Here is a 12,831-nt window from a genome sequence, read left to right as displayed (position 1 = left end):
AAAATTTGTGCCTAGTCTTCCACATTAGAGCCTTTATGGCACCTGTCATCTTTTCCCAAGCTAAGCTTTGATCAGTACAAATTTCAACTTTATTCAATAAAAAACAATATTAGTATAACATATGCGTTTAATTGACAGTTGATAAAGAGAAACAATCTATGGGCGCAACCAAAATATCTATGACGGCTTTCTGGCTTGGCATTTCAATCTTAACAGGCTGTACCAAGATGTCTAATTCAGTGGGTGGGCAACCTGCCCTGGCAGCTGCGGCTGCACGTAATTTTGTTGCCACAGGAACGGCAAGCGACGCTTTTAGTGCGTTCTTCCCTGTATATACAGTAACACGCACCGATTTCACCAACTATACAATTACTTATCCCGATGATACGACCTTTACAATAACAGGCAAAAGGTATTATATCGAAATGGGTAATTACTACGATACAACTACCGCCAACCTCAGGAGTGTAACATTTAATTATACAAGCAAATCAAGCGCGGACAGCACCTATATGTACGATAGCAGGGAGCCAGATCCTAGTTTTATCCGGATCAAGAATGACACCTTATACATCCATTTTCATTCCGGCAGTGGCTGCTCGGAATATAGTGAGGTGAGTGATTTTGCAGGAAAGATCAACAAACTATAGGGGTGTATTGATACAGGTTTGGACAATAATATTTGTAAGTATCTTTGTTCCATGCATTCATTCTCCATTTCCGGCCAACTCATAGATCTTTTTCAACGTCGTACTTATCCTGCACAGATAGATGTGCAGGGTGGTATTATCTATTCCATTAAGGAAGTTGAGTCTGCACCCGAGCAATATATCCTGCCGGGTTTTGTAGATGCGCATATACACATTGAAAGCTCTATGCTGGTGCCGGTGTCGTTTGCACAGGTTGCTGTGTTGCATGGTACGGTGGCAACAGTATCTGATCCGCATGAAATAGCCAATGTGTGCGGTATGGAGGGGGTGCAGTACATGATAGACAACAGCAAGCTATCTCCCTTTAAATTCTTCTTCGGTGCCCCATCTTGTGTGCCTGCTACAGGCTTTGAAACAGCAGGTGCTACACTTGATGAACATGATGTAGCCAAACTGCTGCAGAGCGATGATATCTGGTACTTGTCTGAAATGATGAACTACCCCGGTGTGTTGTACAAAGACCCTGGGGTAATGGCCAAAATAAAGGCAGCACAAAAGGTAGGCAAGCCTGTAGATGGCCATGCGCCGGGATTGCGTGGTGAGGTGGCTATGGAATATGCACGTGCAGGTATAACTACCGATCATGAGTGTTTTACTTTGGGTGAAGCACTGGATAAGGTATTTGCAGAGATGCATATATTGATACGCGAGGGTAGTGCTGCTAAGAATTATGAGGCATTGCATAAGCTATTGAAATTACATCCGGCCAGGGTAATGTTCTGTAGTGATGATAAGCATCCTGATGAACTGGTATTGCATCATATCAATGATGTAGTGAAGCGTTCGCTAGCGCATGGGTATGATCTGTATGATGTGCTGCTGGCAGCATGTGCTAATCCTGTATGGCATTACAATCTGCCGGTAGGTCTGCTACGGGTAAATGAGCCTGCCGATTTTATAGTGATAGACAATCCCCAAGATTTCAATATCTTAAAGACATACATCTCCGGTGAACTAGTTGCGGAGAATGGCAAATCTTTGTTGCCCTACATGAGGGCAGAGCCTATCAATAATTTTAAGGCAATGCCTAAAACGGTTGATGAGTTTGTGGTAAAGGCTTCATCTGCTGCGCCAACTATAAGGGTTATAGAAGCAGTAGAAGGCCAGCTGGTAACCAATGAACTGCAATTCCCTGCTAAAGTAGTTGATGGAAATATTGTAAGCGACACAGACAATGATGTACTGAAACTGGCACTAGTTAACCGCTACGAGCCGCACGCAAAAGTGTCTGTAGCCTTCATTAAAAACTTCGGACTTACATATGGTGCAATAGCGTCTACTGTGGGTCATGACTGCCATAACATAATAGCAGTTGGTGTTGATGATGCTTCACTTTGTGAAGCAGTAAACGCGCTGATAGCCAGCCAGGGCGGTATCTCCGTGGTGTCTGCTCCCGGTGACGTGTCTGTAATGCCATTGCCTGTAGCCGGACTTATGTCTTTAGACGACGCCTATACTGTTGCCGCAGCCTATACACATGTAGATAAAAAGGCAAAAGAACTGGGCACTAAAATGCACGCACCATTTATGACTTTATCTTTTATGGCCTTGCTGGTTATACCCGCATTGAAGCTTAGTGATAAGGGATTATTTGATGGTGGTAAGTTTGAGTTTACGAGTGTGGAAATTTAAGAAAAAAATTAAAAGTGAAAACCCAAAAGTGGTTGCTATGAAAAACTATTGTTTTTTGATATTATACTTCATACTGGGCTATAATTGTTATGCTGAAGATAAATTCAAAACCATTTTACATTTCAGAGAAGGGGATAACAATTGTTTTTTTAAAGAACCTTGTTTACTTAGGCTTTACAAGAACAACGAACTTTTGTTGTCTATGTCTTCCGATTCATCTTTATTCATCTGCAACCTTAACTTAGGTGAGTATAAGTATGAGCTTTCTAAAACAAATAGCCCAGTATATCGTGGACCAATAATATTGTTTTTTAATGAATCTTTAGCATACGGCGTTACAACTTTTATACCTGTGAATATGTCCGCCTATGATAAGTTAACAGAAACAGTAAAAGAATTTGTTGATGGCGATTATGGGCTATGGAAAATTTATTGCACTACCTATTCCAGCACTCATATTCTTGGTTCTATCCCCATTATAAAGGATACAATAGAGGTAGACCATATTTAATGGCTAGGTTATTGTGGGCTGGCAGGTAAGATTGCCGGAAATTATACAGCTAGAGATAGTGTACGTATCATTCAACTTTCTATTGATAGTATTAAAAGGAAAGGAATAAATTCATCTGCCAAACGCATAAGGGGGTATGCAGAACACAGTAAACTATGGGTTAGTAAAGAATATAATTTTGCTTCTGCTGAGATAGGGTGCAAAAATTTGCAAGAGGCGTTTGAAGAGTATAAGTATATTCTGAACGGCATAGATGGCGATGAGCATAGTATTCCATCCAGCGGTGTAAATAACTCTGCGTTTGAGGTTGGTACTGTTTATAGACGTAAGGGAATTGAAATTATCATATCCTATGGCTTCAAAAATCAATTACTTATAGATATTGACCAGCATCCCGGGAGACGTGGCGGTCTTAAATATATCCCGCACAATCCCGAATCCTATTTTGTAAAGGTTTACATCAGTTGGCAATAGCTCGTTAACTCACTTTTTCTTCCCCGTTCCAAAATCTATCCTGTAATAAAATATTGGCAGGAAACCCAGCTGGTATTGTTTGTAGTACGGCTCCTGTCCTTGTGCGGCAAGGTCTGGGCTATAAGTTTGTGAGAGTACATTTTTGGTGTTGAATACATTCACCAGATCCAGTGCTATTTCATGCGTTACTCTTTTTGAATTGAACTTAGCGCCAATCTTCAGGTCGGCACGGAAGTAGGCTGGTAGCAGCTTTGAGTTACGGGTGCTATCATAGATCACCACATCACCATAGGCATTTGATGCCGCAGTATCAACCAAAGAATATAGCTTACCACCTATCATGGTGATCTTTCCGCCTGCTATAAATGTGCTGTATTTGCCTAGCTTGTGCTCATAGCCTGCCAGCAGGTTTACTGCATACTTAGTGTTGAAGTCGGTATTGCGGAATATGTCATCATTTCCTTTTGCCTTAGAGTCAAACACAGATCCTGTGAGCATAAAGTAGTAGCCGCGTGCCATTCTCTTTTCTATCGTCCCCTCGATGCCATAGTTATAGCCCACACCCTTGTTTTGCAATACTCCTGGATAATCGCGTGAGAAAGATGAGCCCTGGTTGAGAGCCGAATAAGATGAACCTGTGCGAACTTCTATAGGGACATTGAACAAGTATTGGTAGTAGCCCTCCAGGCGTAGTTTCATCACCTTGCTCAGCGGCCTTTCATAGGCAACAACAAAGTGGTGGCTGCGGGTAAAGTCTATATCATAGTTGTGCATTACCGATGCCGGATTCTGCGGCAGGTGTGCAAAGTATTGGTACAGTGGCTGCATCTGGCTGTGTAATCCATAACCCGCGGTAATGATGTTGGTTTCACTAACCGTCCACTTCATTCCAATTCTTGGCTCCAATGATTTTGAACCATTATGTGTAAGGTACTGGCCATGCAGGCCCCCGTTGATGGTAATGTGTTCACTTGGTTTGAACTTATACTGCACATATGCCTGCACCAGGTCGGTACCGCCAATGAAGTCTGATCTATGCTGCCAATCCTGCCTGCTTGTAGGGTATTGCCTGCTGCTGTCTGTAAGGTTCATGTGATAGTAGTTATTAACTAGGCCAAACTTCAGTGTTTGTTTGGCGGAGAGCTTTTTGTTCATAAACCAGTGCGTTAACGTAGAGCTATTTTTAAAGGTATAGCCCAGCACACTCTTCATAGAGTCTAACCTGAATGTGGCATAATCTCTGAATACCTTTTCATGGTGCGTAAATACATCGGCCTCCGTTTGGGCTACGGTAATTTGTGTGTAGGTGCGGGTGTTGATCGTGTACTTGTATTCTGCACCCAGTATGCCCATGTTCGATTTGAAATATTGGTCCCTGTCCGATTCACCATACAGCTCAGGCTCTGGTTTGGTGAGCGTACTTACTATCAGGTCTATACTGCTCAGTCCACCAATACCGAAAAACGATAGATTACCCTTACCCATTGGAAAGTTGAGCTTGAATGTTGCGTCCTGGTATTTGGGTACTGACGATGTGCCTATTTTTATATTCAGTCCTTCAAACAACTGCAGGGTAGAGTAGCGGTAGGTAAATAGAAATGATGAGCCTGATTTGCGCGATAGAGGTCCTTCTGCAGCCAGTTCTGTGCCCAGAAAGCCAAGCTGTCCGGTAAATTCATACCTGTTATTATTTCCGTTTCTTAGTTTCAGATCAAACACGCCGGCTATTGCATTGCCATATTCACCGGGGAAAGCACCGGTAAAAAAGTCGCTGTTGGCCAGTGTCTTGCTGTTGAGCATACTTACCGGTCCGCCGGATGTGCCAGGTATAGCAAAGTGATTAGGATTTGGGATATCCACACCCTCCAGGCGCCAAAGCACACCTTGTGGCGAATTGCCGCGTATTACTATGTCGTTACGGCTGTCATTGCCGCCCTGCACCCCGGCGAAGTTAGAAGCCATGCGTGCCGGGTCGCTTCTGCTACCTGCGTAACGTTCAGTTTCCCGCACATCAAATGTTTTGGTGCTTACCAATGCCATATCGTTGATATGATCACGTCGGGTGGCAATGGTCACTTCGCTCATCTTTACACTGGCTTCTTCCATCTCTATAGCCATCACTACTTCTTTGGCCGATGATACTTCTACGTCAGCGGCATTGAAGCCCGTATATCCGGTATATGACGCCGCAATATTGTGTTTGCCCACAGGCACTTCTGTTATTGAGAAATAACCGTTGCTGTCGGTAGCTGTGCCTTTAACGGGGCTGAGGTCAGTTATGATAATAGTTACTCCACTGAGCGGAGATTTTGATTCTTTTTCAACAACTCTTCCTTTTAAAGTTTGGCTACGCTGAGCTGACGCGGTAATAGAAAGGAACAACAATACAATAAACGTAATATTTTTTCCCATAGAGCTAAACATTGAGCTGCCAAGATACCTCATTTTTACAATGTAAGTATTTGACAATTATCAAATTATCCCACTATTTTGTAGCTATGTAATGTTGTCGGGGTGATGTGTAACGAAGGGATTTTTAGCAGGCATTAATCCAGCCCATCCATGGTCAGCATCAACTCCGACCACTTTGTTTTGTAGTCGATCTTCAATCCGTAGACGTCATTTATGTAGGCAATCAGGTCTTTACGGGTTTCTCCTTTGGAGAAGGAGCCAAGGGTTTCCACTTCGCCATTGTAAGAAACAACCACCAGAAATGGATCTATATCGTCTGGGGTATATACATAGCCTATTCTGTCGTCATACACCGTCAGTTTGCCTTCATGCAGCAGGCGCATCAGTTTTTTATCACTTTCTTTTACTCTGGTCAGGCATAGTGGTTTATTGTCGGCATTGTACATCATTATGGTCTTCAGTCCGCGGTCTTTAAACTTTACGTCGTAAAATTTACCGCTGCCGTTATTTTGAATATGGTCCAGGTACACGCCATCCAATCCCATCATGATCAATCCTTTTATTGTATCTCCTTTGTATACCATGTAGCCATTTGCCTTGCGCGATGTGGTCACGATCTTTTTATCGCCCGAGCTGTTCACCCCATTGGCCACAGAAGTTGGTGACTTAGGTACTTGCGTTACGCGGGTACGTTGGGCAGATAGGGCAAAAGAGGATAAGAAGAAAGCAAAGAATAGGATCAGCCTGGCACTCATGGTATAAAATATAAAAACACAGTTTGTTAATATCACTATCAAAGTTCTTATTTTATTTGTATTTGTACCGCTTTTTTTGATTTTTTCGTTAGTTTGCTGCCGATGCAATGGTTCTATTGGCTTATAGCCGCTTTATTGTCTGTTGGTGCGGCTTACTGGGTATATCTATCGGATAAAAGGCGTGCTGTTCCTTACCCGTGGCTTACTTCTCTGCTGCGTGGGTTAGTGGTGTTTTTTACCATCTTGTTGATCCTGGTTCCCGCTATTACTATTACGCAGAATACTATCGAAAAACCCGTGGTTCTGCTCTTGCAGGATAACTCTACTTCTGTTGGTGTAGCATTAGGTGCAGATTCAGCTAACTATCGTAAAAATACAGAGCAGTTACTGCAGAAATTGTCAGACAAATACAAGGTAGTGAAATGGGGTTTTGGTGGAAGCGTACAGGCAGATAGTCCTTTTCAATACAAGCAAACCGCCACAGATATCGCTGCGGCTATCACCGGTGCTCAGGAATATTATGGATTACAAAATCTTGGCGCTGTTATACTCGCCAGCGACGGGCGTTTTAATCAGGGGGCAAATCCATTATTTCAGCAAATACCAATACATGCATCGCTCTACTCGGTTGCCATAGGCGACAGTGCTGCACAAAAAGATATGCGTGTAGCGCAGGTATACGCCAATAAAGTAGTTACCCTCAACACTTCCTTTGAGATCAGAGCAGACATTGTTGCACAATTGTGCAAGGGGTATAATAACACTATATCGTTGAAAGAAGGTAATGCTACATTGTCTACGGCACCTTTGGTAGTCAATACAGATAAGTTCGACAGGTCGGTTGCCTACACCATTAAAGCAGACAAACCGGGCCTGCACCATTATGTTATTTCCGCGCCTGAGGTTGAGGGAGAAAAGAATACAGCTAATAATCATCGGGATATATTTATAGAGGTTGTTGACGAGAAGAAAAACATTCTGATCGCATCAGCATCTCCGCACCCCGATGTTAATGCAATAAAGGAAGCGCTTGCAGGTATTGAAAGCTATAATATCACTGTTTGTACAGCAGATAATTTCCCGGCGTCATTGTCGGGTTACAATGTCATTATCCTGCATGGCTTACCGTCATTGCGCAATGATATTTCCAGGCAGTTGATCGCTGCCAAAAAGCCTATGTGGTTGATATTAGGCGGGCAGACTAGTCTGGCCGCTGTAAATGCGCTGAAGGATCTTACGTTCACTGCCATCACTTCAGGCCCTTCACACGATGTGCTGGCTACTTACAATACATCGTTCAATACATTTACGTTGCCCCAGCAGGTGCAGTCTGTAACAGACAAAATGCCACCACTTACCCTTGCTATTGGCAATGTGATGAATGCCCCCGGTACAAATGCGCTGTTCACTCAGCGGTCGGGTGCAGGAGATGGAACCACGCCCATCTGGATGATGCAACAGGGAGCTGTTCCGGTTGCTATTCTTGCGGGAGAAGGATTGTGGAGATGGAGATTGTATGAGTTTAAAAACTTCAATAGCCACGTAGTTATTGATGAGTGTATCCGCCAGACGGTAGCTTTTCTTTCTGCGGGCAATAATGAAAAGCAATTTGCCGCATCTTTACCTAAATATGTGTGGAGAGATCAGGAGCCAATTGCACTTTCTGCGCGACTGCTAAATGCCAATAATGAGCACGTTAATTCGCCTGATGCCGCAGTAACTATCATAGACAGCGCAGGTCGTAAGCGAGACTACACTTTTGAGCGGTCGGGCAATAATTATGCACTCAATATTGGGGTATGGGCCGGTGGTACATATACTTACCGTGCGCACGCTACTTATAATGGAAAAGAGCTTGTATCAAATGGCTCATTTGCAGTTGAGACCACACCGGTAGAATCAATGGAACAAGGGGCAGACTATCCTTTGCTATACGGATTGTCTAAAAAATATAACGGGGTATTTATTCCCTCTTCTGCCATTGGGGTGCTCTACGATAGCATTACGCATAACCAATCTATAAAACCACTTATCAGGGTAAATACTGAAATTGTGCCTTTTATTGACCGTAAATGGTACTTTTTTATTATTCTCATCATAGTTGTGGCCGAGTGGTTACTACGTAAATATTGGCTGGCTCAGTAGAAATTAGAGAGTTATAGATTATGAGAAAAATTATTTTTCATAACATAATTAAATTTAATAAAAAAGTTAAGTGGATGTTATCTCTTTGCTAAATTTGTGTTATTGAGTTGGCATGGTTATATAGCTAAATAACCTTGTGTAACTTACAGGCAGAAAATATACTTATAAATGACCCCACCATATTCATTAGAACAGGCAAAGTATTTAAGCAGCGTATATCGGGCTCTTGTGGGCACTAAATTCGATGGAGATAAGTCGCAGATTGAAGACGTTTTGATCATCCCTTTCGACCAGGCAAGCAAGCAAAGATTCATACTGTATTACATGGTTATGTCTCAGGATGCTCAGGATGTGGTGCTTGAAGAATACAAGGGCTTTTTGTTCGATATACTGGTAATTTCCCGCAATGCGGCCGGAGAGATCGTCTATAAAGAGTTGTCTACTTACCTGGCTGCTAATGTTATTGAGGACACTATTGGTGAATACAATTCACATCCATCTTCAAACAATCAATTATTCTTTACCGATTCTCTTTCCTGAGTAATGCATGCAAATGCTTAAATTTTAATAATTGCAGGGGTAGTGCGGATATTTAAGTGTAATTTACAGGTATGTCCGAAACTGTAAAAATATTGTTAGCTGATGATGATCCTGAAGACAGGATGATCATGGAGGACACGTTTCGGGAAATACAACTGTCCGAGCTCATTCATTTTGTGGAAAATGGGGAAAATATTCTCTCTTATCTTGATGCAATAAATGCAGAAAGCGACTTACCTACACTCATTGTACTCGACCTGAATATGCCAAGGATGAATGGTACACAAACATTAAAAATGTTGAAGGCAAACGATAGATACAGGCATATACCAGTTATTATATTCTCAACATCCATCAATACTATCGAAATGAATGAATGCATCAAGACAGGTGCTTCATCTTATGTTGTGAAGCCTGTTACCTATAAGGAGTGTCTGGACACAGCTAGGTCCTTTTACAATTCTTGTCTGCAGAATAGCCAATCGTCAGGTACAGGCTCTGTATATTGATTTCTTTTCCAATTGCCGGGAGGGACGCCATTTGAATAGACGATGAAGCTATGTTCCAGAATGGTTCTTTGCGCAATTGCGTATGTCGGATCACAATATCTGACAATATTGTTGCGGCGGGAACTGTGTATTTTGGAATACAGATTATCTACTCATTAAGCAGATAACCTGTACAAATTTGTATTCAATTCCTGTAGTGTGCTGGTGATGTGCTTCTTTACAACATGGTTGCGGCTGATAGCCAGAGTTGCGCTCAAAAGTGTTTTCAAATCGGCTTCCATTGGGTTTTCCCATATCTTCAACGCCTGTGCTTTACGGAAGTATGTAACTGCTCTATTCCTTTTCATAAAATGTGTGTTTTAAACTGTTTGGTAGTACATACGCAAACTCTGTGCCACGCGATTTTAAAAAAAATGTTAAAGCCCGTTTTTCTTCTTTATTTTTATCGTCTTTAACAAATTTCAGCGCAAAATGGAGATGTTACATAATGCGGTTTCGTGGTTCGAAATACCGGTTGCCGATTTTGACAGAGCAAGGGTTTTTTATAATGCCATCTATGATTATGAGATGCCTGTTATGGATATGGGGCCTGTCAAAATGGGCATACTATTACATCATCGAGATAACGGAGGTATAGGCGGGGCAATAGTTTGCGGCGAAATGTATGTGCCCTCGAAGCAAGGGTCACGCGTGTATCTTAACGCAGGTAATGACTTAAGTGTAGTGCTTGACAGGATAGAGCCTGCCGGAGGAAAAGTTGTGCTCGGGAAAAGTTTTATGGGCGATACTATGGGATATATAGCGGTAATAGAAGACACCGAAGGGAACTATATTTCTCTCCATTCTGTTAATTAAAAAATCAGGGTTTTCACTGATGAAATTTTTACTCTTTGCCCGCCTGTGGAATGTATAGTGGTGAGTTTTCCACAATTGCTTTAATTTTACCTTTTTAGATAAACATATGTCACAGTTCTCTACAGATAAAGCACCTAAACCGGTTGGTTTATATCCTCATGCAAAGCGTGTAGGTAATCTTTTATTTCTTTCTGGTGTTGGTCCGCGCAAGGCAGGTACCGATGAAATACCTGGGTTGATGGCCGATAAACACGGCAACCATCACGAATTTGATTTTGCTGCACAGTGCCGCAGCGTGTTCGACAACGTGCGGGTTATACTGGAAGAGAGTGGCAGCGGATGGGATAAACTGGTAGATGTTACCGTATTCCTTGTAGACATGAAGCGGGATTTCCATACGTATAATAAAATTTACGCTGAGTACTTCAAAGATAATCAACCCTGTCGCACTACAGTAGGTATTGATTCACTGCCTACAGCAATAGCTATAGAGTTAAAGTGTATCGCAACTATTGAATAGTAAAGGAAAATATTTCTGACTATTGCGCTCTTCTTTGTAACTTTGTGTGACCGCTTTTGCTTCTCCCCCTGTTTTTCACCAGAGTTGCACGGTCTTGTAAAACAAGAGCGTTATGACTAAGTATATTTTTGTTACCGGCGGTGTTACTTCCTCTCTCGGAAAAGGTATTATTGCAGCCTCATTGGCTAAGTTGCTACAGGCTCGTGGCTTTACTTGCACCATTCAGAAATTTGACCCGTATATCAATGTTGACCCGGGAACCCTTAACCCTTATGAGCATGGCGAGTGCTATGTGACAGAGGATGGGGCCGAGACCGATCTTGATCTGGGCCACTACGAGCGTTATCTCAATACGTTCACATCACAGGCCAATAATGTGACCACCGGCCGCATTTACCAGCATGTGATCAACAAAGAGCGCGAAGGTGCTTATCTGGGTAAAACTGTACAGGTGATCCCGCACATCACCGACGAAATCAAGCGCCGTATGTTGCTGTTGGGCGAAGACAAACAGTTTGACATTGTCATTACCGAGTTGGGTGGAACGGTGGGCGATATCGAATCACTGCCATACATTGAAGCGGTTCGTCAGTTGAAATGGGAAATGGGCACAGATTGCCTGGTCATACACCTTACACTCATACCGTACCTGAAGGCCGCAAAAGAACTAAAAACAAAACCAACCCAGCACTCTGTAAAGCTACTCAGCGAGCAGGGGTTAAGTCCTGACGTATTGGTATGCCGTACTGAGCAACCATTATATAACGATCTGAAGAGGAAGATAGCCCTGTTTTGTAACGTTACCCCCGATGCTGTAATAGAAGCTATGGATGCAGATAGTATCTATAGTGTGCCGTTGGAGATGATGCGGGAAAAACTGGACGTTACCTGCCTGAACAAACTGGGTATGCCAATGGGCAAAGAACCAGACATGAGCAAATGGAAAGAATTCCTGAACAAGCTACGCTACCCAAAGAGTCACGTAGTCATTGGGCTCATTGGTAAGTACGTAGAGTTGCAGGATGCTTACAAATCTATACTAGAGGCCCTGATACATGCAGGTGCTATGAATGAATGTAAGGTAGAGGTGCGTAACATACATTCTGAATACCTTACAAAAGAAAATGCAAAAGAAAAATTGCAGAATCTCGATGCAGTACTTGTGGCACCGGGTTTTGGTAGCAGAGGTATAGAAGGGAAGATAGAAGCAATACGCTATGCGCGTGTCAACAAGGTGCCTTTCTTTGGTATATGCCTGGGTATGCAAATGGCATGCGTGGAATTTGCCCGTAATGTGCTGGGTATGCCCAAGGCGCACTCTACAGAAATGGATCCAGATACCAAGGACGGGGTAATTAGCATGATGGAATCTCAGAAGACGATAACCATGATGGGCGGAACAATGAGACTGGGTAGCTACGCATGTGAATTAAGACCAGACTCTACAACTGCAGAGATATATGGCACTGCAAATATTACAGAGCGCCATCGTCATCGCTACGAGTTTAACAACGAATACCTGGCAGCTTTTGAAGAAGCCGGTTTCATTCCTGTTGGCAAGAATCCTTTGACCGACCTGGTGGAAGTAGTGGAGATGAAAGATCATCCATTCTATATTGGCGTACAGTTTCACCCGGAATATAAGAGCACTGTAGAAAATCCTCATCCTTTGTTTGTAGGCTTTGTAAAAGCAGCCAAAGAAGCACAGGAGCAGAGAAATGCAGCCTCTGTAAAAATATCAGGAGCAGCTATAGCTTAGGTTTTTATC

General features: G+C 42.8%; 13 protein-coding genes. 10 read left to right on the top strand and 3 right to left on the bottom strand.

Translation table 11 applies throughout. The annotated features are described in order from the left end of the window. Nucleotides 1-131 precede the first annotated feature (131 nt). The 4 genes from CJD36_RS17955 to CJD36_RS17940 all read left to right on the top strand — a co-directional run bounded on the left by CJD36_RS17955 (nt 132) and on the right by CJD36_RS17940 (nt 3,327). Entirely contained in the window at nt 132-650 is a 519-nt protein-coding gene (locus CJD36_RS17955; protein ID WP_133162701.1) for a hypothetical protein, read from the top strand. A 51-nt stretch (nt 651-701) separates the two neighbouring features. Further along, nucleotides 702-2,342 carry an adenine deaminase gene (ade, locus tag CJD36_RS17950; RefSeq protein ID WP_105040580.1) on the top strand — a complete coding sequence of 547 codons (1,641 nt, stop codon included), beginning with the start codon at nt 702-704 and terminating at the stop codon, nt 2,340-2,342. Nucleotides 2,343-2,379: 37 nt separating this feature from the next. Further along, nucleotides 2,380-2,853, top strand: a complete 474-nt coding sequence (locus CJD36_RS17945) for a hypothetical protein (RefSeq protein ID WP_133162700.1) — start codon at nt 2,380-2,382, stop codon at nt 2,851-2,853. Nucleotides 2,854-3,060: 207 nt separating this feature from the next. Then, nucleotides 3,061-3,327 (top strand): hypothetical protein, encoded by a 267-nt coding sequence (locus CJD36_RS17940; protein ID WP_105040578.1) that lies wholly within the window; start codon nt 3,061-3,063, stop codon nt 3,325-3,327. Nucleotides 3,328-3,336: 9 nt separating this feature from the next. Here the strand turns inward: CJD36_RS17940 and CJD36_RS17935 are convergent, their stop codons facing one another. Next, nucleotides 3,337-5,739 (bottom strand): TonB-dependent receptor, encoded by a 2,403-nt coding sequence (locus CJD36_RS17935; RefSeq protein WP_161499365.1) that lies wholly within the window; start codon nt 5,737-5,739, stop codon nt 3,337-3,339. Between the two features lie 134 nt (nt 5,740-5,873). Further along, nucleotides 5,874-6,494 (bottom strand): hypothetical protein, encoded by a 621-nt coding sequence (locus CJD36_RS17930; protein ID WP_105040576.1) that lies wholly within the window; start codon nt 6,492-6,494, stop codon nt 5,874-5,876. Between the two features lie 102 nt (nt 6,495-6,596). Between CJD36_RS17930 and CJD36_RS17925 the strand changes: the two genes are divergently transcribed. The 3 genes from CJD36_RS17925 (at nt 6,597) to CJD36_RS17915 (ending at nt 9,688) form a co-directional block, all read left to right on the top strand. Next, entirely contained in the window at nt 6,597-8,639 is a 2,043-nt protein-coding gene (locus tag CJD36_RS17925; protein ID WP_105040575.1) for a hypothetical protein, read from the top strand. A 168-nt stretch (nt 8,640-8,807) separates the two neighbouring features. Then, on the top strand, nt 8,808-9,179 hold the full coding sequence (locus tag CJD36_RS17920) for a hypothetical protein (protein ID WP_105040574.1): 372 nt from the start codon (nt 8,808-8,810) through the stop codon (nt 9,177-9,179). Nucleotides 9,180-9,250: 71 nt separating this feature from the next. Then, nucleotides 9,251-9,688: a response regulator gene (locus tag CJD36_RS17915; protein WP_105040573.1), complete on the top strand. Its 438-nt coding sequence runs from the start codon at nt 9,251-9,253 to the stop codon at nt 9,686-9,688. Nucleotides 9,689-9,843: 155 nt separating this feature from the next. Here CJD36_RS17915 and CJD36_RS17910 read toward each other — a convergent pair whose 3' ends face one another. After that, nucleotides 9,844-10,035, bottom strand: coding sequence for a hypothetical protein (locus CJD36_RS17910; RefSeq protein WP_105040572.1), 192 nt, complete (start codon nt 10,033-10,035; stop codon nt 9,844-9,846). 124 nt (nt 10,036-10,159) lie between these two features. Between CJD36_RS17910 and CJD36_RS17905 the strand changes: the two genes are divergently transcribed. The 3 genes from CJD36_RS17905 (at nt 10,160) to CJD36_RS17895 (ending at nt 12,822) form a co-directional block, all read left to right on the top strand. Next, nucleotides 10,160-10,543: a VOC family protein gene (locus CJD36_RS17905; RefSeq protein WP_105040571.1), complete on the top strand. Its 384-nt coding sequence runs from the start codon at nt 10,160-10,162 to the stop codon at nt 10,541-10,543. Nucleotides 10,544-10,649: 106 nt separating this feature from the next. Further along, on the top strand, nt 10,650-11,063 hold the full coding sequence (locus CJD36_RS17900) for a RidA family protein (RefSeq protein ID WP_105040570.1): 414 nt from the start codon (nt 10,650-10,652) through the stop codon (nt 11,061-11,063). Between the two features lie 112 nt (nt 11,064-11,175). After that, nucleotides 11,176-12,822 carry a CTP synthase gene (locus CJD36_RS17895; protein WP_105040569.1) on the top strand — a complete coding sequence of 549 codons (1,647 nt, stop codon included), beginning with the start codon at nt 11,176-11,178 and terminating at the stop codon, nt 12,820-12,822. Nucleotides 12,823-12,831 lie beyond the last annotated feature (9 nt).

It is taken from the genome of Flavipsychrobacter stenotrophus (assembly GCF_002954265.1).
Lineage (GTDB): Bacteria > Bacteroidota > Bacteroidia > Chitinophagales > Chitinophagaceae > Flavipsychrobacter > Flavipsychrobacter stenotrophus.
This window is presented reverse-complemented; position numbering and strand designations above follow the sequence as displayed.